Genomic DNA, 24,387 nt, shown 5'->3' on the forward strand with positions numbered 1-24,387 from the left:
CCAGCTCGTCCAACCGCCCTGTACGGGCAGGCGGGCGGACGGGTGAACCCGCCGGGGTCCGGGGCAGCGCCCCGGTGACCCCGGCCCGCCGGGCGAACCCGGCTAGTTGTGGGCGTGCAGGACCTCGTTCAGCCCGCCCCACACCGCGTTGTTCGGCCGGGCCTCGACCGCCCCCGTCACCGAGTTCCGGCGGAACAGGATGTTGGACGCCCCCGACAGCTCACGGGCCTTCACGATCTGCCCGTCCGGCATCGTCACCCGCGTGCCGGCCGTGACGTAAAGGCCCGCCTCGACGACGCACTCGTCGCCCAGCGCGATCCCCACGCCCGCCTCGGCGCCGACCAGGCACCGCTCGCCGATGACGATGCGGACGTTGCCGCCGCCGGACAGCGTGCCCATGGTGGACGCGCCGCCGCCGATGTCGGAGCCGTCGCCGACGACGACGCCGGCGGAGATGCGGCCCTCGACCATGGACGTGCCGAGCGTGCCCGCGTTGAAGTTCACGAAGCCCTCGTGCATGACCGTGGTGCCCTCGGCGAGGTGGGCGCCGAGGCGCACCCGGTCGGCGTCGGCGATGCGTACGCCCTTGGGAGCGACGTAGTCCGTCATGCGCGGGAACTTGTCGATGGAGGTGACCTGGAGGTGCAGCCCCTCGGCACGCGCGTTCAGCCGCACCGTCTCGACCTCGTCCACCGCGACCGGGCCGAGCGAGGTCCAGGCCACGTTCGCGAGGAGGCCGAAGAGGCCGTCCAGGTTCTGGCCGTGCGGCTTGACGAGCCGGTGCGAGAGGAGGTGCAGACGCAGGTAGGCGTCGTGCGCGTCCAGGGGCTTGTCGTCGAGGGAGGCGATGACCGTGCGGACGGCGACGACCTCGACCCCGCGGCGCTCGTCGGCGCCGACGGCCCCCAGCGCACCCGCGCCGAGGAGTTCGGCGGCGCGCTCGGCGGAGAGGCGCTCGGTTCCGGCGGGGCCGGGCTCGGCGACGGTCACGAGCTCGGGGGCGGGGAACCAGGTGTCCAGGATGGTGCCGTCGGCGGCGATGGTGGCGAGGCCGGCGGCCGCGGCGCCGGTCGTAGCAGTAGTCGTGTCGGTCATGACCCAAAACCTAACCGGCCGCGGCCCGCCGGGGCGAACCGGTCTCAAGTGACGGTCCCGTGTCCGCCCCGGCCGGCGCCCCGGGCAGCCGCCGCGCCCCCAGCACGGCGAGACCGGCGAGTGCGGCGAGCCCCGCGCACAGCGGCCAGAGCAGTCCGGGCGCCGAGGCGTAGAGGGCGCCGCCGAGCGGCGGGGCCAGCACCTGCCCGCTGATGGAGGCGCCCGCGTACAGGCTCTGGAAGCGCCCCTGGGCGTGGGCGGGCGCCTGGTCGGCGACGTACGCCGTGGCGGTCGTCTTGTAGAGGATCTCGCCGAGGGTGAGCGACACCATCAGGGCGACGGCCGCGCCGAGCGAGGCGCTGGGCACGAGCGCCGCGTATCCGAGCCCGACCAGGAGCAGCCCCGAGCCGATCACGGTCAGCGGGGCGCGCTTGCGCAGGGCGTGCGCGGCCGGGAGTTCGAGGCAGAGGATGACGCCGCCGTTGATGGCGATCAGCCAGCCGTAGACGCGGGCGTCGAGGCCGTGGTCGCCGAGGAACACGGGCAGGGTCGCATACTGCTGGCGGTAGACGAGGTCGACGCAGACGATCGCGGCGAGCAGCACGAGCACGGCGGGCCGGGCCCGCAGTTCGCTGCGGAAGGCGGGCGCGTCCGCGGCGCGCGGCCGGGGCGACTGCACGGCGCCGTGGGCGGGCAGCACCCGCGCGGCGTACGCCGCGAACAGCAGGGTGCCGATGCCGTCGGCGACGAAGAGCCAGTCGTACGAGAACCGGGCCGCGGCCAGCGCGCCGAGCGGCGGCCCGACGGTGAACCCGGCGTTGCTCGCGAAGCGCATGACGGCGAAGCCCTGGCGGCGGCTGCCTTCGGGGACGCTGACCGCGACGAGCGCGGAGTTCGCCGACCTGACGACTCCGGAGGCGTACTGGGCGAGCGGCAGCGCCGCATACAGCGCGGCCACCGGGAGCAGCGCGATGACGCACAGGACGCTGCCGCTGACGGCGGCGCCCGCGAGCAGCGCACGTCGGTGTCCGTAGCGGTCGCCGAACCAGCCGCCCGTGAAGTTCCCGGCGACAAGCCCGATGCCGCCGATGCCGCTCAGCACTCCGGCCTGGGCGACGGTGAGCCCGCGCGGTCCGGTCAGCCATACGAACAGGTAGACGAAGGTGAAGCTGACGACCGCGTTGAAGAAGATGCCGCAGCACAGCAGCCGAACCGTCCTCGGTACCTCGCGCAGTGTCCTCACGCCGCCCGCCCCCAGTCCCGGAATCGCAGTAAGTTCCTTATGGGAACGGACTATGGCAGCATGGATCCCGGCAGGTCAACCGCCGCGAGGACGGGGCCGGCACAGGATCGCGAAAGGATGGGCGCATGCCTCAACGCACCCGGCTCGACGACGAACACTGCGCCATCGCCCAGGCCCTGGACGTGGTGGGCGACTGGTGGACCCTCCTGATCGTGCGCGACACGGCACGCGGGGTGCACCGGTTCGACGCGCTCCAGCGGGAGCTCGGCATGTCCCGCAAGGTCCTCGCCGAACGCCTGAAGCTGCTCGTGGAGTGCGGGGTCCTGGTGCGCGAGCCGTACCAGGAGCGCCCGGTGCGCCACGAGTACCGGCTCACCCCGCGCGGCCGCGCCCTGCTGCCCGTACTGATCGCACTCCAGGACTGGGGAGACACCTGGGTGCTGGGAGAAGGAGAGACGATGGCCACCTCGACCGAGACGTCAGGGGAGACCGAGCGGGTGCGCGAGCTGGTCGGCACCCGCGTTCCCGAGCTCCACCTGACCGATTTCGACGGTGAGTCGAGGGATCCGGTATCGGCGTCGACGCCGTACACGGTCCTGTACTGCTTCCCCGGCGCCTACGCCCGCGCCGAGTCGTACCCGCCCGGCTGGGCCGGGATTCCCGGCGCGCGCGGCTGCACCCTGGAGTCCTGCACCTTCCGCGACCAACTGGCCCACTTCACCGCGGCGGGCGCCACCGTGCACGGCGTCTCCACCCAACGCCCGGACGAGCAGCGGGCGTTCGCGGACAAGGAGGCCCTGCGCTTCCCGCTGCTCTCGGACGCCGGGCTCGACCTGACGGCGGCGCTGCGCCTGCCGACGTTCCGCACGGCGGGGATGAGCCGGCTCAAGCGGCTGACGCTGGTGGTCGACCGGGACCGTACGGTGATCGAGGCGATCTATCCGATCACCGACATCGAGGAGAGCGTGCGGGCCGCGCTCGCGGCGGTGCTCCGGGCGGGTACGGCCTGAACCCGCACCTCGGCGGCCCCCGCCCGAACCCGCGTTCAGTGCGCCGCGCCGCCGAGGTTGAGCAGCACCACTCCGCCGATGATGAGCGCGATCCCGGCGATCTTGGCGGCGGTCATCGCCTCCCCCATGAACACCATGCCGACGGCGGCGATGACGGCCGTGCCCACGCCGGACCAGATCGCGTACGCGGTGCCCACCGACATGGACCGCAGCGTCAGCGAAAGGAGGAAGAAGGCGAGCAGGTAGCCGGCGCCGGTGATCAGCGAGGGCCAGAGCCGGGTGAATCCCTCGCTGTACTTCAGCGCGGAAGTCGCGGCGATCTCCGAGCCGATGGCGCAGGCGAGCAGGACGTAGGGCATGCGGCCAAGGATATCCGCGGATGCGTACGCCCGTACATAACGATCGTCCACAACATGCCCCGCCTCACCTCCGCAGCACCCTGCCGAGCAGGTCGCGCGCGTACCCCTCGTCGTACGCGCCGCCGGTGAGCAGGGACTGGAGGCAGATGCCGTCCATCACGGCGACGAGTCCGCGCGCGGTGACCGGGTCGGTGTGCCGGGCGAGCAGTTCGGCGACCGAGTCGGTCCACTCGGCGGCGACCGGGCGCAGGGCCGGGCGGCGCAGGGCGGCGAGATAGAGCTCGTACTCCAGCTCGGCGCGGGCCCGGTCCCCGGTCAGCCACTCGCCCGTGAGCCGGGCCAGTTCGGCGGCCAGGTCGGCGTCGGGATCGTCGAGGCGCACGCAGTCGCGCACCGCCGTGGCGAAGCCCTCGTTGGCCTGGCGCAGGGCCGCGACGAGCAGCTCGTCGAGAGTCCTGAAGTGGTACGTGGTCGAGCCCAGCGGCACATCGGCCTCGGCCGCCACGGTGCGGTGGCTGAGCCCCGCGATGCCGCGCTCGGCGACGACCCGGATCGCCGCGTCGATGATGCGCCGGCGCCGGTCGGGGTCGTAGCGGCGGGCCATCAGCGGCCTCCGGTTGTTCCGGCCTGGTCACAGAGCATGCCCCCGACCGTACCCGGGGGCCGTGCGGGCTACCGTAAAGCTGATCGATCAGGGGACGGGACGTGCGGAAACGTACGGGAAGTGCGAGGTTGCCGTGACGCAGGACATGGGGTGGGGTCCGGGTACCCAGGGCGGGCCTCCCGGACCGCCGCCGGGGTGGGGCCCGGGCGGACCTCCCGGACCGCCGCCCGGGTGGGGCCCGGGGTGGGGCGGCGGCTGGATGCCACCGCCGCCGAAGCCGGGCGTGATTCCGCTCAGGCCGCTGACGCTCGGCGACATACTCGGCGGGGCGTTCTCGGCCCTGGGCCGGCACTGGAAGCAGCTCTTCGGCGTGGCCCTCGTCGCGTACGGGATCGCCGCTCTCGTCGTCGGCGGCACGGTCGCGATCGCGGCGGCCGCCGTGCACGACCACCTCGACCCCGTCTTCGACCAGCCCTACGGTGAGGACCCGGTCCGTGCCGACGTGCAGCCGGTGGTGACCGCCGGGATCGTCGTGTTCCTCGTCTCGATGGCGATGTGGCTCGTCGCGATGGCGCTGGTCTACGCGGCCGTCCCGGCCGTGCTCCAGGACGCGGTCCTCGGACGGCGCACCACGTTCGGCCCGATATGGCGCAAGGCCTGGTCCCGGTTCCCGGCGGTGCTCGGCGCGCTGGCGCTCCAGTGGCTGGCCATGATGGGCGCGCTCATCGTGTTCCTGACGCTGATGCTGGTGACGATCGTGACGACGTCCCGCCACGACGACGGGCCGGTCGCGCTGATGATCGTGTTCATGGTGGTCTTCCTCGCGCTGATCCCGGTCAGCATCTGGCTGTGGGTGCGCTTCGCCTTCGCGCCGGCGGCCGCGGTCCTGGAGAACCAGCGGCCCGTGGAGGCGCTGCGCCGCTCGGCCCGCCTGGTCAAGGACGCCTGGTGGCGGACCTTCGGCATCCTGCTGCTCATCGGCATGATCAGCGGGATGATCGGCTACTTCATCCAGCTGCCGTTCACCTACGGCGGGATCTTCGCGGCCATGCCGCTGGCCCTGGCGAGCGGCGACGCGGTCGGCCCCAAGATCATGGCCGTCGTCGTCATCGTGGTGCTCTATCTGATCGGCACGGTGATCAGCCAGTTCCTGTCGACCACCCTGCCGCAGCTCGCCACCGGCCTGCTCTACATCGACCAGCGCATCCGCCGCGAGGACCTGGCCCCGGCGCTGGCCGACGCCGCCGGTGTCCCCGCGGCGCCGGCCCCGCCGACGAGCACCTGGTAGCGCGGGGTCAGTTCGTCACGGTGAACCAGGTGGCCCGGGACTTCTTCCACTCGGGGTGGGTGAGGTCCTTGGCCTCGGTGCCGTCGCCGTAGAGGTCGGCGGACCCGTCGTCGGTGATGAACTGGGCCCGCGCGCCCGCCTGGTTCAGGTCCGGCACGTCCACCACGGCCTCCCAGCCGCCCGGGTCGCCGGTCGGCAGGTCGGCCCGCTTGACGGGAGCGTGCCCGGCGACCCCGTCCCACGAGTAGACCGCGTACGGGTCGGAATTGTCGTCCGCGGCCCAGGACCCGGCGACGATCAGATACTGGTCGGCCGCGTTCTTGCGGATGTCGCGGATGCTGAGCCCACCGAGGTCGAGCTCGATGGGCGTGCCCATGACGGCCTTCGCCCCGCTGCCCACCACCTTGTCGAAGTTGGTGACCGGCACGATCAGCGCCCTGCCGCCGGCCTTCGGCGGCACCAGCGGCGCCCGGAACCCGATGTACGCGGTGGTCGTGGAGCCGGGCGCGAACTCCAGGCCCTCCACGTTGAACCCGTCGATCTGCTTGGGCACCTGGCCCGAGGCCGTGGCGGCGGTGAAGCCGTACCGGTCGCCGCCCGCGTGGTCCCAGGCCACGAGGTCGTCCCGCAGCTTCTTGTACGAGCCGCCGAGTGCGAGCTGGGTGCTCGCGCCCGACCCGGTGACGGTGGTGGTGAACACGGTGTTCCGGTCGGCCTTGTACTCGCCGTCCTTGTTGTTGCCGAGCGAGCCGGTCCAGTAGATCGTGTTGCCGACGCGGGCCGCGCCCTCGATGTCGATCTCCTTGGACACCCCGAGCTGGGAGCTGAAGTCCCAGGTCTTCACGGGTGCCCCGGAGGCCGAGCGGTCGTACATCCGCAGCGTGTTGGACTCGTCGTCGGCGACGACCACGTACCCGCCGCCCACGTCCACGGCGGCCGAGGCGTCGCTGGAGCCGGTGAAGTAGCGGGTGTCGGCGGCGTTCTGCACGGCGGCCGAGGCCGCGTAGTGCAGCGTCTTGGTGGCGGTCTTCCCGCCGAGCCCGGTGACCTTGATGGTGAGGTCGGTGTAGCCGCGCCCGTGCGCGGCGACGGACAGCCGCCGACCGGCCCCGCTCCCGCTGACGGAGACGTCCCCGGTCCCGGCGACGGACGGCTTCGAGCTGGCGGAGGCGGCCACGGTGAGCGCCGAGGCGTCGGCCCCGCTCTGCCCGACGGTGACCGTGACCACCGGGTCGCCCGTGGCGCCGACGGCCCCCGACAGGTAGGAGGCCGAGAGCCCGATGGTCGGCGTGCCGTAACTCACGGCGTACGCAGGGGAGTTGAGGCCCATGACGGCCAGCGTGAGCACTCCGGACGCGGCGAGGGTCCTGGCACGGCGGAGCGATGGGTGATGCGGCACGGGGCTGGCCTCTCGTCGGCGGGGTGTCGTCGAGAAGGTTCCGGTCACCCCGCCAATGGGAGGCGTACGACATCGGTACGGCAGACGAACGTCAGTCGATCAGGCTCCGCTTGGACCGCAGCACACAGAACTCGTTGCCCTCCGGGTCGGCCAGCGTGACCCAGGTGGCGTCCTCGCCCTGCCCCACGTCGATCCGCCGCGCCCCGAGCGAGACGATCCGCTCGACCTCGGCGGCCTGGTCATCGGGGTTGAGGTCGATGTGCAGCCGGTTCTTGACGCTCTTGCGCTCGGGCACAGGAAGGAAGCACATCCCCGGATACGCTGTCTCGCCCGCCCCGATGACGACTTCCTCCGGGTCCTCGAACAGGACCTTCCAGTCGAGGACTTGGCACCAGAAGCGGGCCTGGGCGTTGAGATCGTGGGCGTCGACGACGAGGTGGTACAGGGAAACGGCCATGTCCGCAGTCTGCACCGCCCGGCGAGCGGGCGCGCGATGACCCCCGACGGGATCCAGGAGGCCGCCGGACTGCCGGACCGGCGGCCGACCGGGCTCGCCCTCGCCCCGTCGGCGACCGAGGACGTCCTGCTGCGGATTCCGACCGAAGGGCCGCCGGCCGCCCGGCCGGGACCCCGCAACGCGAAGAGGCCCCCGGCACCAGCGGTGCCGGGGGCCTCGACCGTCAAGCGGGACTCAGACGTTGAAGCCCAGCGCGCGCAGCTGCTCGCGGCCGTCGTCCGTGATCTTGTCCGGGCCCCACGGCGGCATCCAGACCCAGTTGATCTTCAGCTCGTTGGCGATGCCGTCGGTCGCGGACTTCGCCTGGTCCTCGATCACATCGGTCAGCGGGCAGGCCGCCGACGTCAGGGTCATGTCCAGCGTGACGACGTTGGAGTCGTCGATGTGGATGCCGTAGATGAGGCCGAGGTTGACGACGTCGATGCCCAGCTCGGGGTCGACGACGTCGTACAGGGCCTCGCGGATCTCTTCTTCGGTCGCCGGCTTGATCGCCGCCTGTGCGTTCTCGGTCATGCCGTCTTCCTTTCGGCGAGCTCGCCCAGAGCCTGGGCCGTCGCGTCCTTCCACGCCATCCAGCTCAGCAGAGCACACTTCACGCGGGCGGGGTACTTGGAGACGCCGGCGAAGGCCACCGCGTCCTCCAGGACCTCCTCCATCGCGTCGTCGGGCTCCAGCTGGCCCTTGGACTGCATCAGCTCCAGGAAGGTCTCCTGGATCTTCTGCGCCTCGGCCAGGTCCTTGCCGACCAGCAGGTCGTTGAGGACCGAGGCGCTGGCCTGGCTGATCGAGCAGCCCTGACCCTCGTACGAGACGTCCTCGATGCGCGAACCGTCGTACTTCACCCTCAGAGTGATCTCGTCGCCGCACGTCGGGTTCACGTGGTGCACCTCGGCGTCACCGTCCCGCAAGCCCCGGCCGTGCGGGTGCTTGTAGTGGTCCAGGATGACGTCCTGGTACATCGAATCAAGCTTCACAACGATTAACCTCGCGTCCTCGTGTCCCTTGCGCGACGTGGCCTGCGGGCCGGGGGTCCGGGGGTTGTCCCCCGGGAAAGCACAGCACGCGTCGACTCCTAGCCGAAGAAGTTTCGTACGTGCTCCAGGCCGTCCACCAGGGCGTCGACCTCGGCGGGCGTGGAGTACAGATAGAAAGACGCTCGCGTGGTCGCAGGAATTCCGTAGCGCAGGCAGACCGGGCGCGCGCAGTGGTGGCCGACACGGACGGCGATGCCCTGCTCGTCGAGGACCTGGCCCACGTCGTGCGGGTGGATGTCGCCGAGCGTGAAGGAGATCGCGGCGCCGCGGTCCTCGGCCGTGGTGGGGCCGATGATCCGCAGGTCGGGGACCTCCAGGAGGCGCTTGACCGCGTACTCCGTGATCGCGTGCTCGTGCGCGGCGATCTTGTCCATGCCGATCGCCGACAGGTAGTCCACCGCCGCGCCCAGGCCCACGGCCTGCGCGATCGGCGGCGTGCCCGCCTCGAACTTGTGCGGCGCCGGAGCGTAGGTGGAGGAGTGCATCGAGACCGTCTCGATCATCTCGCCGCCACCCAGGAACGGCGGCAGGTCCTCCAGGAGCTCCTGGCGGCCCCACAGCACACCGATGCCGGTCGGGCCGCACATCTTGTGGCCGGTGAAGGCCACGAAGTCGGCCTGAAGCGCCTGCACGTCGAGCGGCATGTGCGGGGCTGCCTGCGAGGCGTCGATGCAGACAAGGGCGCCGACCTGCTGCGCGCGGCGGACGATCGCCTCGACCGGGTTCTGGGTGCCGAGCAGGTTCGAGACCAGCGTGAAGGAGACGATCTTCGTCTTCTCGTTGATGATCTCGTCTATGTTCGACAGGTCGAGCCGGCCGTCGTCGGTCAGGCCGAACCACTTCAGCTTCGCGCCCGTGCGCTGCGCGAGCAGCTGCCACGGCACGATGTTGGAGTGGTGCTCCATCTCCGTGATGACGATCTCGGTGTCGCTGTCCACACGGTAGGGCTCATCCGCCCAGCCCAGCATGTTGGCGACGAGGTTGAGCGACTCCGAGGCGTTCTTGGTGAAGATGACCTCGTCGCGGCTCGGCGCGTTGATGAACGTGGCGACCTTGTCACGGGCACCCTCGTACAGCGCCGTGGCCTCCTCGGCGACCAGGTACACGCCACGGTGGACGTTGGCGTTGTGCTGCTCGTAGTACTCGTTGAGCGCGTCGAGCACCTGGCGCGGCTTCTGCGAAGTCGCCGCGGAGTCGAGGTAGACGATCTTCTTCCCGTCGTGGACCACACGGTCCAGCAAGGGGAAGTCCTTGCGGATCGCCTCGGTGTCGAGGAGGCCCGGCAGTGTCGTCACTCGGAAGCGCCGCCCTTCGTGTACGACTCGTAGCCCTCGGCCTCGAGCTTGTCGGCGAGCTCGGCGCCGCCGGACTCGACGATGCGGCCGCCCGCGAAGACGTGGACGTAGTCGGGCTTGATGTAGCGCAGGATGCGCGTGTAGTGCGTCACCAGGAGGGTGCCGACCTCGCCGTTCTCACGGACGCGGTTGATGCCCTCGGAGACCTGGCGCAGCGCGTCGACGTCGAGGCCGGAGTCGGTCTCGTCGAGGATCGCGATCTTCGGCTTGAGGAGCTCCAGCTGGAGGATCTCGTGGCGCTTCTTCTCACCGCCGGAGAAGCCCTCGTTGACGTTGCGCTCGGCGAAGGCCGGGTCCATCTGGAGCTGCTCCATCGCGGACTTGACCTCCTTCACCCAGGTGCGCAGCTTGGGGGCCTCGCCGCGGATCGCCGTCGCCGACGTGCGCAGGAAGTTGGAGACCGAGACGCCGGGGACCTCGACCGGGTACTGCATGGCGAGGAACACGCCGGCGCGGGCGCGCTCGTCGACGGACATCTCCAGGACGTCCTCGCCGTCGAGCGTGACGGTGCCGCTGGTGATCGTGTACTTGGGGTGACCGGCCAGCGAGTACGCCAGGGTCGACTTGCCGGAGCCGTTGGGGCCCATGATGGCGTGGGTCTCGCCCTGCTTCACGGTCAGGTCGACGCCCTTGAGGATCTCCTTCGTACCGTTCTCGGTGTCGACGGAGACGTGCAGGTCGCGGATTTCAAGCGTTGCCATGGGGAACTCAGGACTCCTGGGTGACGGAGACGAGCACATCGTCCCCTTGGATCTTTACGGGGTACACGGGGACGGGGCGCGTCGCGGGAAGGCCGGACGGCTTGCCGGTGCGGAGGTCGAAGCTGGAGCCGTGCAGCCAGCACTCGATGGAGCAGTCCTCCACCTCGCCCTCCGAGAGCGACACGTTCGCGTGCGAGCAGATGTCGTTGATCGCGAACACCTCGCCCTCGGTCTTGACGAGGGACACCGGCGTGCCGTCGATCTCCACCCGCTTGGGGGTGTCGCTCTCCAGCTCGCTCAGCGCACAGGCTTTGACGAAGGCCATCAGACGGAAGCCTCCAGCTCCGTCTCGATCTTGGCGAGCAGGCGCTCCTCGACGTCCGGCAGACCGATCTGCTGGACGAGCTCCGCGAAGAAGCCGCGCACGACAAGGCGGCGGGCCTCGGTCGGCGGGATGCCGCGGGACATCAGGTAGAAGAGCTGCTCGTCGTCGAAGCGGCCGGTGGCGGACGCGTGACCGGCGCCGGCGATCTCGCCGGTCTCGATCTCCAGGTTCGGCACCGAGTCGACGCGGGCACCGTCGGTCAGAACCAGGTTGCGGTTCATCTCGTAGGTGTCCGTGCCCTCGGCCGCGGCCTGGATGAGGACGTCACCGATCCACACGGCGTGCGCGTCGTCGCCCTGGAGGGCGCCCTTGTACACGGCGTTGGACTTGCAGTGCGGGGTGTTGTGGTCGACGAAGAGCCGGTGCTCCTGGTGCTGGCCCTGGTCGGTGAAGTACAGGCCGAAGAGCTCGGCCTCGCCGCCGGTGCCCGCGTAGGCGACCCGCGGGTGCAGCCGTACGAGGTCGCCGCCGAAGGTGACCACGAAGGACTTGAAGGTGGCGTCGCGGCCGATCAGCGCGTTGTGCTGGGCGACGTGGACGGCCTTGTCGTCCCAGTCCTGGACGGAGACCACGGTCAGCTTGGCGCCGTCGCCGAGGAGGTAGTCGACGTTGGCGGCGAGCACCGCGTCACCGGTGTGGTCGATGACCACGACGGCCTCGGCGAACGCGCCGAGCTCGACGACCTGGTGGCCGTAGGCCACGCCGCCCTCGCCGTGCACGGCGATCCGGATCGGCTCGGTGAGCACCGTCTCCTTGGGGACGGTCACGACGGAGGCCTTGGCGAAGGACGAGTACGCCTGGGCCGCGATGCGGTCCACCGGCGTGCCGGCCTTGCCGAGCCGGGCGTCGTCGCGCCCGACGGTCTCGACGACGACACCCTCGGGGGCCTCGACGACGATCTTCACGCCGTCGCCGGTGGCGACCGCGGTGCCGTCGTGCAGCCCGCGCAGCCGCTCCAGCGGCGTGAACCGCCACTCCTCCTCACGGCCGTGCGGGACCGGGAAGTCCGCGACGTCGAAGGACGGGGGGGCGCTCATGCGGGTGGCGACGGTCGACTCGGCGGCCACCGCGATCGAACCGGCGGTGGTGGAGCCCACCGGGATGTTCTGAGCCTCAGCCATGGCTGTCGTAGTGCTCTCTTCCTAGATCAGAATCTGCTCAACTGCGGGACGGGGGGCGGTCGCTAGCCGACCGATCCCTCCATCTGCAGCTCGATCAGCCGGTTGAGCTCCAGGGCGTACTCCATGGGGAGCTCCTTGGCGATCGGCTCGACGAAGCCGCGCACGATCATCGCCATCGCCTCGAACTCGGTCAGACCGCGGCTCATCAGGTAGAAGAGCTGGTCCTCGGAGACCTTGGAGACGGTCGCCTCGTGGCCCATGGAGACGTCGTCCTCGCGAACGTCCACGTAGGGGTACGTGTCCGAGCGGGAGATCGTGTCGACGAGCAGGGCGTCACACAGCACGTTGCTCTTGGAGCCGTGCGCGCCCTCGCCGATCTCGACCAGACCACGGTAGGAGGTGCGGCCGCCGCCTCGCGCCACCGACTTGGAGACGATGTTGGAGGAGGTGTTCGGCGCCATGTGGACCATCTTGGAGCCGGCGTCCTGGTGCTGGCCCTCGCCCGCGAAGGCGATGGAGAGCGTCTCGCCCTTGGCGTGCTCGCCCATCAGGTAGACGGCCGGGTACTTCATGGTGACCTTGGAACCGATGTTGCCGTCGATCCACTCCATGGTCGCGCCCTCGTATGCCACGGCGCGCTTGGTGACCAGGTTGTAGACGTTGTTCGACCAGTTCTGGATCGTCGTGTAGCGGCAGCGGCCGCCCTTCTTGACGATGATCTCGACGACGGCGCTGTGCAGCGAGTCCGAGGAGTAGATCGGGGCGGTGCAGCCCTCGACGTAGTGGACGTAGGCGTCCTCGTCGACGATGATCAGCGTCCGCTCGAACTGGCCCATGTTCTCCGTGTTGATACGGAAGTAGGCCTGCAGCGGGATGTCGACGTGGACACCCTTGGGCACGTAGATGAACGAGCCGCCCGACCACACCGCGGTGTTCAGCGACGCGAACTTGTTGTCGCCGACCGGGATGACCGTGCCGAAGTACTCCTGGAAGAGCTCCGGGTGCTCCTTCAGGGCGGTGTCGGTGTCGAGGAAGATGACGCCCTGCTCCTCCAGGTCCTCACGGATCTGGTGGTAGACGACCTCGGACTCGTACTGGGCCGCGACGCCCGCGACGAGGCGCTGCTTCTCCGCCTCGGGGATGCCGAGCTTGTCGTACGTGTTCTTGATGTCCTCGGGCAGGTCCTCCCAGGACTCCGCCTGCTTCTCCGTCGACCGGACGAAGTACTTGATGTTGTCGAAGTCGATGCCGGAGAGGTCGGAGCCCCAGTTCGGCATGGGCTTCTTGTCGAAGAGCCGCAGACCCTTGAGGCGCAGCTTCAGCATCCACTCCGGCTCGTTCTTCTTCTGCGAGATGTCGCGGACGACAGCCTCGGAGAGACCGCGCTTGGCAGCGGCGCCGGCCGCGTCGGAGTCGGCCCAGCCGTATTCGTACGTGCCCAGGCCTTCGAGCTCAGGGTGGGCAGTCTCCGTGGGGAGAGTCATGCGGGGTTCCTCCCGGCCGTGCTTGCAGATGCTTGCTGATGTGTGGTCTGTGGTGGCGCGCCGTGCGGGATGAACGTGGTGCAGACGCCGTCGCCGTGGGCGATGGTCGCCAGGCGCTGCACGTGCGTTCCCAGGAGGCGGGAGAAGAACTCCGTCTCCGCCTCGCACAGCTGCGGGTACCGCTCGGCGGCGTGGGCGACCGGGCAGTGGTGCTGGCACAGCTGCTCACCGCGCTGCGGAAGGGGTGCGCTGCGCGCCGTAGCAGCGTACCCGTCGGCGCTCAAGGCCTTGGCCAGGGCTTGGGTGCGCTCTTCAGGCTGCACGGCCTCGATCGCGTCCCTGTACGCCCCCGCTTGAGCCTCGATGCGGGCCCGGGCGAACGCCGCGACGGCTTCCTCGCCGGCCGCGCCGCCGCCCGCCGACTGCTCGATCCAGTGCAGGGCGTCCACCGCGAGCTTGTCGTAGGACTGCTCGAAGGCGTCCCGGCCGCAGTCGGTGAGCGCGAAGACCTTGGCCGGCCGGCCACGGGTCCGCGCCCCGTACACGCGTTGTTCGCGCGGTGCGACGACCTCGTCGGCGACGAGTGCGTCGAGGTGACGGCGGACAGCGGCCTGGGTGAGGCCGAGGCGGTTCGCGAGGTCCTGTGCGGTCGAGGGCCCGTGGTCCAGGATGGATCGCGCGACCCGGTTGCGGGTGGACCGCTCACCGGTCGCGAGTTCCTCCTGCGGAGCCTCGCCGATGTTTTTCACAACGCCATTGTTGCGTAATTCCTCAGAGCCTGACAACCCACGCCCCGATCACCGGCCGGTGCGGTGCATCACTTAGGCATACCTAAGCTGACCTGCGGAAACGATCTTTGATCGATCGTTTCACCGGGAATTCGGTGGCTCCCGAAAAGGGCTTCCGGCAGACTGCCGTGCTATGCCCACACCCCCTGTGACCGGCCCTTTGTGTACGCGCGGCTCACTCGCCGAGGATCTGCGCGAGCTGGGTGTGCGACCCGGCGAGACCCTCCTCGTGCACTCCTCCCTGAAGTCGCTCGGCTGGGTGTGCGGAGGCGCGGTCGCGGCGGTTCAGGCATGTCTCGACGCACTGGGCGAAACGGGCACGCTCGTGGTCCCCACCCACTCCGGGGACAACTCCGACCCCGCACTCTGGGAAAACCCGCCCGTCCCCGAGGAGTGGTGGACGGAAGTCCGGGCGGCCATCCCCGCCTACGACCCGGCGACCACGCCGAGCTACGGCATCGGAGTGATCCCGGAGGCCGTCCGCACCTGGCCCGGCGCCCTGCGCAGCGCCCATCCGCAGACCTCCTTCGCGGCGATCGGCCCGGGCGCGGCGCGGATCACCCGGGGCCACGCGCTCGACTGCCTGCTCGGCGAGCGCAGCCCGCTGGCCCGCCTGGAGGAGGTCGGCGCCCGGGTCCTGCTGCTGGGCGCGGGATACGACTCCTGCACCTCCTTCCACCTTGCGGAATACCGGGTGCCGGGACCGATGACGGAGGTGTCGTTCGCCGCGACGACCCCCGAGGGCCGCACGTGGCTGACGGTCCGCGACACCTCGATCACGAGCGAGCGCTTCGACGAGCTGGGCGCGGACTTCGAGCGGGACAAGGACGTGGTGCGGGGCACGGTGGGCGCCGCCGCCTGCCGCCTGTTCCCGGTCCGGGACGCGGTCGCCTACGCCGAGCGGTGGCTGGCGGTCCACCGCCCGCGCGAGGAGTAGGCCTGCCCCACGCCCGGCCCGCCCCCTGTCGGGGCCCCGGGCCCCCGCGCCGGAGGGACCGCGCGCCCCGCCTAGACTTGCCGGTCATGAAGAGCGAGCCCGCCCTCCCGTCTCCCGGCCACCGCCCCTCAGGGAGACCCTGCGGGTCGCACCCGGTTGTCGAGGTCGTAGGCCTGGTCAAGCGGTACGGACCCAAGACCGCCGTGGACGGCCTCGACCTCACGGTCGGCACGGGCACCGTGACCGCCGTCCTCGGCCCCAACGGCGCGGGCAAGACCACCACCATCGAGACCTGCGAGGGCTACCGCCGGCCGGACGCGGGCACCGTCCGGGTCCTCGGCCTCGACCCCGTCGCCGACGCCGAGCGCCTCAAGCCGCGGATCGGCGTGATGCTCCAGTCCGGCGGCGTCTACTCCGGCGCCCGCGCCGACGAGATGCTCCGCCACATGGCCAGGCTGCACGCCCACCCGCTGGACGTGGACACCCTCATCGAGCGCCTGGGCCTGGGCAGTTGCGGCCGTACGGCCTACCGCAGGCTCTCCGGCGGCCAGCAGCAGCGCCTCGCGCTCGCGATGGCCGTCGTCGGCCGCCCCGAACTGGTCTTCCTCGACGAGCCGACCGCGGGCCTGGACCCGCAGGCCCGCCGCGCCACCTGGGACCTCGTGCGCGAGCTGCGCACCGACGGCGTCTCGGTGGTCCTGACCACGCACTTCATGGACGAGGCCGAAGCACTCGCGGACGACGTGGCCATCGTCGACGCCGGCAAGGTCGTCGCCCAGGGCTCCCCCGAGCGGCTCTGCAAGGGCGGCGCCGAGAACACCCTCCGCTTCACCGGCCGCCCCGGCCTGGACCTCGGCTCGCTCCTCAAGGCGCTGCCCGACGGCACGGCCGCCGCCGAGCTGACCCCGGGCGCGTACCGCATCACCGGCACCATCGACCCCCAGCTGCTCGCCACCGTCACCTCCTGGTGCGCCCAGCACGGCGTGATGCCGGACGGCATCTCGGTCGAACGCCACACGCTTGAGGACGTATTTCTGGAGCTGACCGGCAGGGAGCTGCGCGCATGACGCGGGATCACAACAACACGGCAACCGGCCGGGGGCCCGGGGGCCGCCCCCCGGGAAAGCACGGCCTGGAGCGCACGGGTAAGGAGCTGCGCGCATGAGCGCCGGTACGTACGCGCCGAAGCCGGGGGCCGCGCCGCTCGGGCGGATGATCGGGGCGCAGGCCGCCCTGGAGACGCGGATGCTGCTGCGCAACGGCGAGCAGCTGCTGCTCACCGTGATCATTCCGAGCCTGCTGCTCGTGCTGTTCTCGACCGTCGACATCATCGACACCGGGCAGGGCAAGTCCGTCGACTTCCTCGCGCCGGGCATTCTCGCGCTCGCCGTGATGTCGACCGCGTTCACGGGCCAGGCCATCGCGACCGGCTTCGAGCGGCGGTACGGAGTGCTCAAGCGGCTCGGCGCCTCGCCGCTGCCGCGCTGGGCGCTGATGACGTCGAAGACGCTGGCCGTGCTGGTCACCGAGGTGCTCCAGGTCGTCCTGCTCGCCGTGATCGCCTTCGCGCTCGGCTGGTCCCCGCACGGCAACCCGCTCGCGGTGCTGCTCCTGCTCGTGCTCGGCACCGCCGCGTTCTCGGGGCTCGGGCTGCTCATGGCGGGCACCCTGAAGGCCGAGGCGACGCTGGGCGCGGCCAACCTGGTGTTCCTGCTGCTGCTCGTGGCCGGCGGGGTGATCGTACCGATGGACAAGTTCCCCGGCGGCGTGCAGTCCGTGCTGAACCTGCTTCCCATCTCGGCCCTGTCCGGCGGGCTGCGCGACGTTCTCCAGCAGGACGCGTCGATGCCGTGGGGAGACCTCGGGATCCTCGCGGTGTGGGCGGTACTCGGCCTCGGCGCGGCCGCGAAGTTCTTCCGCTGGGAGTAGGCCGGCGGCTCGGCCCGGCCGGGCGGGCACCCCTCGTGAAAACATGCACAAACGGGCGCCTACGATAGGGCGCATGCCGAAAGTGACCCGAGCCGATGTGACCGCAGCGGCCCGCAATCCGCTCCTCTACATCGCGCAGCGGTGGACCGCCTCCCCGACGATCGTGCGGCGCGCGGCCCTTGCCGCCCTCGTCATGGCCGTCGCCATCGTGGTGACCGGCGGTGCGGTCCGGCTCACCGGCTCCGGGCTCGGCTGCCCCACCTGGCCCAAGTGCACCAGCGACAGCCTGACCGTCACCAGCGAGATGGGCTTCCGCGGCGTCGTCGAGTTCACCAACCGGATGCTGACGTACGTGCTGTGCGCCGCGGTCGGCTGGGCGATCATCGCCGCCCGCTCGGCGCAGCCCTGGCGGCGCCCGCTGACCCGGCTCGGCTGGGTGCAGTTCTGGGTGGTCATGGGCAACGCGATCCTGGGCGGCATCGTCGTCCTGGTCGGCCTCAACCCGTACACGGTGGCCGCCCACTTCCTGCTCTCCAGCGCGCTCATCGCGGTCGCGGTGGTCACCTGGCAGCGCACCCAGGAGGGCGACGGAGCGCCAAGGCCCCTGGTGGGCAAGGCGGTTGTGCAGCTGACCTGGCTCCTGGTGGCCGCCTCGGCCGCGCTGATCGCGGTCGGCACGGTCGTGACCGGCACCGGACGGCACCCCGGCGACTCCAAGGACGTGCCGCGCATCCCGCTCGACTGGACGATGATCACGCAGCTGCACGCGGACCTCGCCTGGGTCGTGGTGGCACTGGCCGTCGCCCTCTGGTTCGTCCTGAAGGCCGTCGACGCCCCGGCCGGTCCGCGCGCCCGGGCCCGCGACCTGTTCCTGGTGCTCATGGGCCAGGGTGTGATCGGCTACGTCCAGTACTTCCTGAAGACGCCCGAGATCCTGGTCGGCCTGCACATGCTCGGCTCGTGCCTGGTGTGGATCGCGGCGCTGCGGGTCCTGCTCTCGCTGCGCGAACGCCCCGAGGTCTCCGCCGAGGTCCCCGCTCCGGCCGGCTCAGCGCTCAGCCACGCCTGAAAGACCGTAGACGCGGCGGGCATTGCCCGCCGCGATCATCCCGGCGACCCGCTGCGCGTCCGTGCGTGACCACGCGCCGTCGCCGACCCACTCGCCCAGCACCCGGCTGAGCGCCTCCGAGAACAGCCGCGCGCCCACCACGTGCAGTTCGGGCAGCCCGCGCGCGCCGCTGGAGTAGAGCAGCTTCCCGAACGGGGCCAGCTCCAGGATCTCCGCGAGCACGGCCGCCGCCCGCGCCCCGGTCCGCACCAGGGCGGGCCCGACATCCGCGTACACATGCGGGTGCACGCTGGCCAGATGGGCGGTCTGGCGGTGGTACGGATAGCCGTGCAGCAGCACCAGATCGGTGCCGAGCCCGGCCGTCGCGGACGCGAATCCGGCCAGCAGCATCGGGTCGGCCATGCCCACCTGGAGCTGGAGCGGGCGCCCGGCCGCGACCGCGCTCCACAGCAGATGGCGCAGCAGCACCGGGTCTTCGAGGCGCCCGTGTTTGCGCCTGCCCGCCAGCCACCGCCCGGCCGCCCCGCGCACCTCCCCCGGGCCCGGCGGTGCCGGGTCGAGTCCTTCGCGTACGCCCGCCACCGAGGCGAAGGCGACGGCGGAGGCGGCCGAGGTGTGCACGGCCTCGGCGAGGTTGGCGAGGAAGGACTCGACGGTGCCCGAGGTGTCGGCGACCTGCTCGGCGAGGAGTTCGAGGCGGACGATCTCGTGGGCGTCGGCCGCGCCGGCCGCGGCGATCTCGTGCGGGCCGGTGAGGTCCCCGGGCAGCCCGGTGTCCACCAGATAGGTGGAGATCCCGGAGCCCCGCAGCAGGCGTCTGCCCGATTCGACTACGCCGAGTTCACGGCGGCGGGCCAGATAGCGGGCCGGGGGGCAGTGCGGTTCGAGGCCGAGCAGCGGGGGGCACCAGCGGCGTACCGCGAACCCGGTCTGGGTGTCGAAGAACGTGGTGCCGGGCGCGGGCAGGGCTCCGGTGCGGCCCAGCGCCGTCTCGAAGGTGCCCAGGCCCAGCTCGGTGCGCAGGACTCCGTGGCAGTACTGGTCCACCAGGGTCGGGGTGTCGATCATCCGGGGCTCCCAGCGGTGGACGCGCTTCCACCACTCCTAACGGGTGAGCCCCGGATCGGTGTTGCTCAGCGGTTCTTCGGGCCGCCGAGCTGGATGCCGGCCATGCGGGTCCACTCGTACGGGCCGGTCTTCACCTTGGCCGCGAACTCCCCGTCGAAGTCCTCGTGGACGGTGATCCCGGACTTCTCGACCGCGCTCTGGGCGACGGCGTGGCTCGGGGCCACCAGGTCGCCCCAGCCGCCGTCCTCGCCGACGAGCACGATGCGGGCGCCCTTCTGGCCGATGTACGCGATCTGCCCCTCGGCGCCGCCGTGCTCCTTGGCGAAGGAGCCGATCTGCCGGGCCAGCTTGTCCGCCCGCCGTGCGGCCTTGGCGGCCTGCTTCTCGTCAACCTGGGTGTCTGCCATGCCGCGATGCTACTAGCGGGTAGCCCCGGGAGCGACAAGAGGGGCCAGTGGCTTGCGCCACTGGCCCCTCAAGGCGTGTAAGCGATGCGGTCAGCGCAGGAACGGGTCCACCGCGACGGCCACGAACAGCAGCGACACGTAGGTGATCGACCAGTGGAAGAGCCGCATTTCCTTCAGCTTGGCGCCGGTCGCCTCGGACTTGGCGCGGGACTGGAGCGCGTGCGCCTCCCACAGCCACCAGCCGCCGGAGAGCAGCGCCACCGCGGTGTAGAACCAGCCGGTGTAGCCGAGCGGGGTGAGCAGCAGCGAGACGGCCACCATCACCCAGCTGTAGAGGACGATGTGACGGGCCACGACCTTGTTGGAGGCGACCACCGGCAGCATCGGCACGCCGACCCGCGCGTAGTCCTCCTTGACCTTCATGGACAGCGGGTAGTAGTGCGGCGGCGTCCAGAAGAACATGACGGTGAACAGGATGATCGGCGCCCACGACATGGAGTTCGTGACCGAGGACCAGCCGATGAGCACCGGAAGGCAGCCCGCGATGCCGCCCCACACGATGTTCTGCGAGGTCCGGCGCTTGAGGATCATCGTGTACACGACGACGTAGAAGAGCAGCGCGCCGAGCGACAGGGCCGCCGAGAGCCAGTTGACCAGGAGGCCGAACCACAGCGTCGAGACGACGGCCAGCGAGAGACCGAAGACCAGGCACTCGCGCGGCGAGACCATGCCGGTCACCAGCGGGCGCTGCGAGGTCCGGTCCATCAGGGCGTCGATGTCGCGGTCGATGTACATGTTCAGCGCGTTCGCGCCGCCCGCGGAGAGGTAACCGCCAAGGGTGGTGGTGAACACCAGCCACAGCGGAGGGACGCCCTGCTCGGCCAGGAACATCACCGGAATGGTGGTGATGAGGAGCAGTTCGATGATCCGCGGCTTGGTCAGCATCACGAAGGCCTTGACGCGGGCCCCGAATGGCCGATGGCCCCCCGGGCTGGGAGTCAAGATGACCCCTGCGGGTCGGGACTCGACGGCCGTCACGCACACCCCTGACAGAGAAATTCCCAGCAAGTCCCCGGTGATCCCGGACGTTCCCGGACGTGAAGGCCCGGTAAAGACTTGCGCGTACCACGCCACTCTAGACGTTGCCCATACGCCGCCATCCCCGGGGGTGGGGTCGTGTTGGGGGTGGTTCGCCGGGAGGCGGATTTCACCGCTCCCCGGCACCCTGGAGGTGTCTGTCTCAACGTGCAGTCAGTCGAAAAAATGAGCGTTCCGGCAGGGGTAGGCTCGACAGCGCCCGGTGCGCCCTCAGTCACCGGGATTCGACATGTGGAGAGGAGCCCTGACTCAGGGTGAGCACCAAGCCGACCACCACAGACCTCGAGTGGACCGAGCTGGACCAGCGGGCCGTAGACACCGGCCGCGTACTGGCCGCGGATGCTGTACAGAAGGTCGGCAACGGCCATCCAGGTACGGCGATGAGCCTGTCCCCGGCCGCGTACACCCTCTTCCAGAAGGTGATGCGGCACGACCCGGCGGACGCCGACTGGGTCGGCCGCGACCGGTTCGTCCTGTCCGCGGGCCACTCGTCCTTGACTCTCTACGTCCAGCTGTACCTGGCCGGTTTCGGCCTGGAGCTGGATGACCTCAAGGCGTTCCGTACCTGGGGTTCCAAGACCCCCGGCCACCCGGAGTACGGCCACACCACCGGCGTCGAGACGACCACCGGCCCGCTGGGCCAGGGTGTCGCCAACGCGGTGGGCATGGCGATGGCCGCCCGCTACGAGCGCGGCCTGTTCGACCCGGAGGCCGCCCCCGGCACCTCCCCGTTCGACCACTTCGTGTTCGCGATCGCCGGTGACGGCTGCCTCCAGGAGGGCATCTCCTCCGAGGCGTCCTCGCTCGCCGGCCACCAGAAGCTCGGCAACCTGGTCCTTTTGTGGGACGACAACCACATCTCGATCGAGGGCGACACCGAGACCGCCGTCTCCGAGGACACGATCAAGCGGTACGAGGCGTACGGCTGGCACGTCCAGCGCGTGGCGCCCAAGCCGGACGGCGACCTGGACCCCGAGGCGCTGTACAACGCGATCGAGGCGGCGAAGGCGGTGACCGACAGGCCGTCGTTCATCGCGATGCGCTCGATCATCGCCTGGCCCGCGCCGCACGCCCAGAACACCGAGGCCGCGCACGGCTCGGCGCTCGGCGACGACGAGGTGGCCGCCACCAAGCGTGTCCTCGGCTTCGACCCGGAGAAGACCTTCGAGGTCGCCGACGAGGTCCTGGCGCACACCCGCGAGGCTCTCGACCGCGGGCGTGAGGCCAAGGCCGAGTGGGAGAAGTCGTTCGCCGCCTGGCGCACCGCCAACCCCGAGCGCGCGGCCGAGTTCGACCGCATCAACGCGGGCGAGCTGCCCGAGGGCTGGGAGTCGCACCTCCCGGTCTTCGAGACCGGCAAGGGTGTCGCCACCCGCGCCGCCTCGGGCAAGGTCCTGCAGGCGCTCGGCGCGGTCCTGCCCGAGCTGTGGGGCGGCTCCGCCGACCTCGCGGGCTCGAACAACACGACCATCGACAAGACGTCGTCGTTCCTGCCGGCCGGCAACCCGCTGCCGGAGGCCGACCCGTACGGCCGCACCGTGCACTTCGGCATCCGCGAGCACTCCATGGCCGCGGAGATGAACGGCATCGCGCTGCACGGCCACACCCGCATCTACGGCGGCACCTTCCTGGTGTTCTCCGACTACATGCGCAACGCCGTGCGCCTGTCCGCGCTGATGCACCTGCCGGTGACGTACGTGTGGACGCACGACTCGATCGGCCTCGGCGAGGACGGCCCGACCCACCAGCCGGTCGAACACCTGGCCTCGCTGCGCGCGATCCCCGGCCTCAACGTGGTCCGCCCGGCGGACGCGAACGAGACCGCCATCGCCTGGCGCGAGGTCCTCAAGCGCTACACCAAGGTGTTCGGCAAGGGGGCCCCGCACGGCCTCGTGCTGACCCGCCAGGGTGTGCCGACGTACGAGGTCAACGAGGATGCCGCCAAGGGCGGTTACGTCCTGTTCGAGGCCGAAGGTGGTGACGCTCAGGTCGTGCTCATCGGCACCGGCTCCGAGGTCCAGCTCGCCGTCGGCGCGCGCGAGCAGCTGCAGGCGGCCGGCATTCCGACCCGGGTGGTCTCGATGCCGTGCGTCGAGTGGTTCGAGGAGCAGGACCAGGCGTACAAGGACAGCGTCCTGCCGCCCTCGGTCAAGGCGCGCGTCGCGGTCGAGGCCGGTATCGGTCTGACCTGGCACAAGTACGTCGGCGACGCCGGCCGCATCGTTTCGCTGGAGCACTTCGGCGCTTCGGCCGACGGCAAGGTCCTCTTCCAGGAGTTCGGCTTCACTGCCGAGCACGTGGCCGCCGCAGCCCGGGAATCTCTCGAAGCCGCCGCGCGCTGACGCCGGTATACGAACTAGTAGGAGATGCATTTCTCATGACAGACGCACTCAAGCGCCTCTCCGACGAAGGCGTCGCGATCTGGCTCGACGACCTGTCGCGCAAGCGGATCACGTCCGGCAACCTGGCCGAGCTGATCGACCAGTCGCACGTGGTGGGCGTCACGACCAACCCGTCGATCTTCCAGAAGGCGATCAGCAGCGGCGACGGTTACGAGCAGCAGCTCACCGACCTCGCCGCCCGCAAGGTCACCGTCGAAGAAGCCATCCGCATGATCACGACGGCTGACGTGAGGGACGCCGCCGACATCCTGCGCCCGGTCTTCGACGCGAGTGAGGGCCAGGACGGCCGGGTCTCCATCGAGGTCGACCCGCGCCTGGCGCACAACACCAGGGCGACGGTGGCCGAGGCCAAGCAGCTGGCCTGGCTGGTGGACCGGCCGAACACGCTCATCAAGATCCCGGCCACCAAGGCGGGTCTGCCGGCGATCGCCGAGACCATCGGCCTCGGCATCAGCGTCAACGTCACGCTGATCTTCTCGCTCGAGCGCTACCGCGAGGTCATGGACGCCTACCTGACCGGCCTGGAGAAGGCCAAGGAGCGCGGCCTGGACCTGTCGAAGATCCACTCCGTGGCGTCCTTCTTCGTGTCCCGCGTGGACACCGAGATCGACAAGCGGATCGACGCGCTCGGCACGGACGAGGCCAAGGCCGCCCGCGGCAAGGCCGGTCTCGCCAACGCGCGGCTCGCCTACGAGGCGTACGAGGAGGTCTTCTCCTCCGACCGCTGGGCCGCCCTCGACAAGGCGCACGGCAACAAGCAGCGCCCGCTGTGGGCCTCGACGGGCGTCAAGGACAAGGCGTACAAGGACACCCTGTACGTGGACGACCTGGTCGCGCCCAACACGGTGAACACCATGCCGGAGGCCACGCTCGACGCGACCGCCGACCACGGGCAGATCACCGGCGACACGGTGACCGGCACGTACGAGCAGTCCCGCGCCGAGCTCGCCGCCGTCGAGAAGCTGGGGATCTCCTACGACGAGGTCGTGCAGCTCCTCGAGGACGAGGGCGTCGAGAAGTTCGAGGCCGCCTGGAACGACCTGCTCAAGTCCACCGAGGCGGAGCTCAAGCGCCTCGCACCCTCGGAGGCGTAA

The 24,387-nt window shown here is 70.5% G+C and carries 25 protein-coding genes; 8 read left to right on the plus strand and 17 right to left on the minus strand.

Annotated elements, in window-relative coordinates; translation table 11 throughout:
* Positions 1 to 102: 102 nt before the first annotated feature.
* Positions 103 to 1,095 (minus strand): 2,3,4,5-tetrahydropyridine-2,6-dicarboxylate N-succinyltransferase, encoded by a 993-nt coding sequence (gene dapD / locus ABD346_RS07320; RefSeq protein ID WP_344373158.1) that lies wholly within the window; start codon positions 1,093 to 1,095, stop codon positions 103 to 105.
* A 10-nt stretch (positions 1,096 to 1,105) separates the two neighbouring features.
* Positions 1,106 to 2,338 (minus strand): MFS transporter, encoded by a 1,233-nt coding sequence (locus tag ABD346_RS07325; protein ID WP_344373161.1) that lies wholly within the window; start codon positions 2,336 to 2,338, stop codon positions 1,106 to 1,108.
* A gap of 125 nt (positions 2,339 to 2,463) precedes the next feature.
* Here ABD346_RS07325 and ABD346_RS07330 point away from each other — a divergent pair, with 125 nt between their 5' ends.
* Entirely contained in the window at positions 2,464 to 3,348 is an 885-nt protein-coding gene (locus tag ABD346_RS07330) for a winged helix-turn-helix transcriptional regulator (RefSeq protein ID WP_344373165.1), read from the plus strand.
* Positions 3,349 to 3,383: 35 nt separating this feature from the next.
* Here the strand turns inward: ABD346_RS07330 and ABD346_RS07335 are convergent, their stop codons facing one another.
* Together ABD346_RS07335 and ABD346_RS07340 are read right to left on the minus strand one after the other, a co-directional pair.
* Positions 3,384 to 3,707: a DMT family transporter gene (locus tag ABD346_RS07335; RefSeq protein ID WP_344373168.1), complete on the minus strand. Its 324-nt coding sequence runs from the start codon at positions 3,705 to 3,707 to the stop codon at positions 3,384 to 3,386.
* A 64-nt stretch (positions 3,708 to 3,771) separates the two neighbouring features.
* Positions 3,772 to 4,311, minus strand: a complete 540-nt coding sequence (locus ABD346_RS07340) for a TetR/AcrR family transcriptional regulator (RefSeq protein ID WP_344373170.1) — start codon at positions 4,309 to 4,311, stop codon at positions 3,772 to 3,774.
* A gap of 283 nt (positions 4,312 to 4,594) precedes the next feature.
* Here ABD346_RS07340 and ABD346_RS07345 point away from each other — a divergent pair, with 283 nt between their 5' ends.
* Positions 4,595 to 5,599: a DUF7847 domain-containing protein gene (locus ABD346_RS07345; RefSeq protein ID WP_344373173.1), complete on the plus strand. Its 1,005-nt coding sequence runs from the start codon at positions 4,595 to 4,597 to the stop codon at positions 5,597 to 5,599.
* 7 nt (positions 5,600 to 5,606) lie between these two features.
* Here the strand turns inward: ABD346_RS07345 and ABD346_RS07350 are convergent, their stop codons facing one another.
* The 10 genes from ABD346_RS07350 to ABD346_RS07395 form a co-directional block, all read right to left on the minus strand.
* Positions 5,607 to 6,929 carry a DUF3616 domain-containing protein gene (locus ABD346_RS07350; protein WP_344373327.1) on the minus strand — a complete coding sequence of 441 codons (1,323 nt, stop codon included), beginning with the start codon at positions 6,927 to 6,929 and terminating at the stop codon, positions 5,607 to 5,609.
* A 160-nt stretch (positions 6,930 to 7,089) separates the two neighbouring features.
* Entirely contained in the window at positions 7,090 to 7,455 is a 366-nt protein-coding gene (locus tag ABD346_RS07355; RefSeq protein WP_189961269.1) for a VOC family protein, read from the minus strand.
* A 234-nt stretch (positions 7,456 to 7,689) separates the two neighbouring features.
* Entirely contained in the window at positions 7,690 to 8,028 is a 339-nt protein-coding gene (locus ABD346_RS07360) for a metal-sulfur cluster assembly factor (RefSeq protein WP_053729358.1), read from the minus strand.
* Positions 8,025 to 8,489, minus strand: a complete 465-nt coding sequence (sufU, locus tag ABD346_RS07365) for a Fe-S cluster assembly sulfur transfer protein SufU (protein ID WP_189961268.1) — start codon at positions 8,487 to 8,489, stop codon at positions 8,025 to 8,027. Before sufU ends, ABD346_RS07360 begins: the two co-directional genes overlap by 4 nt.
* Before the next feature lie 98 nt (positions 8,490 to 8,587).
* Positions 8,588 to 9,844 (minus strand): cysteine desulfurase, encoded by a 1,257-nt coding sequence (locus ABD346_RS07370; protein WP_189961267.1) that lies wholly within the window; start codon positions 9,842 to 9,844, stop codon positions 8,588 to 8,590.
* On the minus strand, positions 9,841 to 10,605 hold the full coding sequence (gene sufC, locus ABD346_RS07375) for a Fe-S cluster assembly ATPase SufC (RefSeq protein WP_053729355.1): 765 nt from the start codon (positions 10,603 to 10,605) through the stop codon (positions 9,841 to 9,843). Before sufC ends, ABD346_RS07370 begins: the two co-directional genes overlap by 4 nt.
* Positions 10,606 to 10,612: 7 nt before the next feature.
* On the minus strand, positions 10,613 to 10,930 hold the full coding sequence (locus ABD346_RS07380) for a bifunctional 3-phenylpropionate/cinnamic acid dioxygenase ferredoxin subunit (protein WP_344373184.1): 318 nt from the start codon (positions 10,928 to 10,930) through the stop codon (positions 10,613 to 10,615).
* Positions 10,930 to 12,111: a Fe-S cluster assembly protein SufD gene (gene sufD, locus ABD346_RS07385; RefSeq protein ID WP_344373187.1), complete on the minus strand. Its 1,182-nt coding sequence runs from the start codon at positions 12,109 to 12,111 to the stop codon at positions 10,930 to 10,932. Before sufD ends, ABD346_RS07380 begins: the two co-directional genes overlap by 1 nt.
* Before the next feature lie 62 nt (positions 12,112 to 12,173).
* Positions 12,174 to 13,595, minus strand: coding sequence for a Fe-S cluster assembly protein SufB (gene sufB, locus ABD346_RS07390; RefSeq protein WP_053729352.1), 1,422 nt, complete (start codon positions 13,593 to 13,595; stop codon positions 12,174 to 12,176).
* Positions 13,592 to 14,344 carry a helix-turn-helix transcriptional regulator gene (locus tag ABD346_RS07395; RefSeq protein ID WP_189961263.1) on the minus strand — a complete coding sequence of 251 codons (753 nt, stop codon included), beginning with the start codon at positions 14,342 to 14,344 and terminating at the stop codon, positions 13,592 to 13,594. Before ABD346_RS07395 ends, sufB begins: the two co-directional genes overlap by 4 nt.
* A gap of 172 nt (positions 14,345 to 14,516) precedes the next feature.
* Here ABD346_RS07395 and ABD346_RS07400 point away from each other — a divergent pair, with 172 nt between their 5' ends.
* The 4 genes from ABD346_RS07400 to ABD346_RS07415 all read left to right on the plus strand — a co-directional run bounded on the left by ABD346_RS07400 (position 14,517) and on the right by ABD346_RS07415 (position 18,318).
* Positions 14,517 to 15,320, plus strand: a complete 804-nt coding sequence (locus ABD346_RS07400) for an AAC(3) family N-acetyltransferase (protein WP_344373192.1) — start codon at positions 14,517 to 14,519, stop codon at positions 15,318 to 15,320.
* Positions 15,321 to 15,406: 86 nt separating this feature from the next.
* Positions 15,407 to 16,387 (plus strand): ABC transporter ATP-binding protein, encoded by a 981-nt coding sequence (locus tag ABD346_RS07405; protein ID WP_344373195.1) that lies wholly within the window; start codon positions 15,407 to 15,409, stop codon positions 16,385 to 16,387.
* Positions 16,388 to 16,481: 94 nt separating this feature from the next.
* Positions 16,482 to 17,249: an ABC transporter permease gene (locus tag ABD346_RS07410; RefSeq protein WP_344373198.1), complete on the plus strand. Its 768-nt coding sequence runs from the start codon at positions 16,482 to 16,484 to the stop codon at positions 17,247 to 17,249.
* A gap of 64 nt (positions 17,250 to 17,313) precedes the next feature.
* Positions 17,314 to 18,318 (plus strand): COX15/CtaA family protein, encoded by a 1,005-nt coding sequence (locus ABD346_RS07415; protein WP_344373328.1) that lies wholly within the window; start codon positions 17,314 to 17,316, stop codon positions 18,316 to 18,318.
* Here the strand turns inward: ABD346_RS07415 and ABD346_RS07420 are convergent.
* The 3 genes from ABD346_RS07420 to ABD346_RS07430 all read right to left on the minus strand — a co-directional run bounded on the left by ABD346_RS07420 (position 18,298) and on the right by ABD346_RS07430 (position 20,837).
* Positions 18,298 to 19,386 carry an amidohydrolase family protein gene (locus tag ABD346_RS07420; protein ID WP_344373201.1) on the minus strand — a complete coding sequence of 363 codons (1,089 nt, stop codon included), beginning with the start codon at positions 19,384 to 19,386 and terminating at the stop codon, positions 18,298 to 18,300. The two genes, ABD346_RS07415 and ABD346_RS07420, sit on opposite strands and share 21 nt — an antisense overlap.
* Positions 19,387 to 19,451: 65 nt before the next feature.
* Positions 19,452 to 19,793 (minus strand): hypothetical protein, encoded by a 342-nt coding sequence (locus ABD346_RS07425; protein WP_344373204.1) that lies wholly within the window; start codon positions 19,791 to 19,793, stop codon positions 19,452 to 19,454.
* A gap of 90 nt (positions 19,794 to 19,883) precedes the next feature.
* Positions 19,884 to 20,837, minus strand: a complete 954-nt coding sequence (locus tag ABD346_RS07430; protein ID WP_344373329.1) for a heme o synthase — start codon at positions 20,835 to 20,837, stop codon at positions 19,884 to 19,886.
* A 308-nt stretch (positions 20,838 to 21,145) separates the two neighbouring features.
* On the opposite strand from ABD346_RS07430, the gene tkt reads away from it, so the two are divergent.
* A complete protein-coding gene (tkt, locus tag ABD346_RS07435) occupies positions 21,146 to 23,233 on the plus strand; it encodes a transketolase (RefSeq protein WP_344373207.1) in 2,088 nt (695 codons plus the stop codon).
* A 35-nt stretch (positions 23,234 to 23,268) separates the two neighbouring features.
* Positions 23,269 to 24,387: a transaldolase gene (tal, locus tag ABD346_RS07440; RefSeq protein WP_344373210.1), complete on the plus strand. Its 1,119-nt coding sequence runs from the start codon at positions 23,269 to 23,271 to the stop codon at positions 24,385 to 24,387.

The organism is Streptomyces mauvecolor, from assembly GCF_039532965.1.
Classification (GTDB): domain Bacteria; phylum Actinomycetota; class Actinomycetes; order Streptomycetales; family Streptomycetaceae; genus Streptomyces; species Streptomyces violascens.

Excerpts from the sequence above, each read along its gene's own strand:
- dapD (WP_344373158.1), bottom strand. The coding sequence starts at position 1,095 with ATGACCGACACGACTACTGCTACGACCGGCGCCGCGGCCGCCGGCCTC.
- ABD346_RS07330 (WP_344373165.1), top strand. The coding sequence starts at position 2,464 with ATGCCTCAACGCACCCGGCTCGACGACGAACACTGCGCCATCGCCCAG.
- ABD346_RS07335 (WP_344373168.1), bottom strand. The coding sequence starts at position 3,707 with ATGCCCTACGTCCTGCTCGCCTGCGCCATCGGCTCGGAGATCGCCGCG.
- ABD346_RS07340 (WP_344373170.1), bottom strand. The coding sequence starts at position 4,311 with ATGGCCCGCCGCTACGACCCCGACCGGCGCCGGCGCATCATCGACGCG.
- ABD346_RS07350 (WP_344373327.1), bottom strand. The coding sequence starts at position 6,929 with ATGGGCCTCAACTCCCCTGCGTACGCCGTGAGTTACGGCACGCCGACC.
- ABD346_RS07355 (WP_189961269.1), bottom strand. The coding sequence starts at position 7,455 with ATGGCCGTTTCCCTGTACCACCTCGTCGTCGACGCCCACGATCTCAAC.
- ABD346_RS07360 (WP_053729358.1), bottom strand. The coding sequence starts at position 8,028 with ATGACCGAGAACGCACAGGCGGCGATCAAGCCGGCGACCGAAGAAGAG.
- sufC (WP_053729355.1), bottom strand. The coding sequence starts at position 10,605 with ATGGCAACGCTTGAAATCCGCGACCTGCACGTCTCCGTCGACACCGAG.
- ABD346_RS07380 (WP_344373184.1), bottom strand. The coding sequence starts at position 10,930 with ATGGCCTTCGTCAAAGCCTGTGCGCTGAGCGAGCTGGAGAGCGACACC.
- sufD (WP_344373187.1), bottom strand. The coding sequence starts at position 12,111 with ATGGCTGAGGCTCAGAACATCCCGGTGGGCTCCACCACCGCCGGTTCG.
- sufB (WP_053729352.1), bottom strand. The coding sequence starts at position 13,595 with ATGACTCTCCCCACGGAGACTGCCCACCCTGAGCTCGAAGGCCTGGGC.
- ABD346_RS07400 (WP_344373192.1), top strand. The coding sequence starts at position 14,517 with ATGCCCACACCCCCTGTGACCGGCCCTTTGTGTACGCGCGGCTCACTC.
- ABD346_RS07405 (WP_344373195.1), top strand. The coding sequence starts at position 15,407 with ATGAAGAGCGAGCCCGCCCTCCCGTCTCCCGGCCACCGCCCCTCAGGG.
- ABD346_RS07410 (WP_344373198.1), top strand. The coding sequence starts at position 16,482 with ATGAGCGCCGGTACGTACGCGCCGAAGCCGGGGGCCGCGCCGCTCGGG.
- ABD346_RS07420 (WP_344373201.1), bottom strand. The coding sequence starts at position 19,386 with ATGATCGACACCCCGACCCTGGTGGACCAGTACTGCCACGGAGTCCTG.
- ABD346_RS07425 (WP_344373204.1), bottom strand. The coding sequence starts at position 19,793 with ATGGCAGACACCCAGGTTGACGAGAAGCAGGCCGCCAAGGCCGCACGG.
- tal (WP_344373210.1), top strand. The coding sequence starts at position 23,269 with ATGACAGACGCACTCAAGCGCCTCTCCGACGAAGGCGTCGCGATCTGG.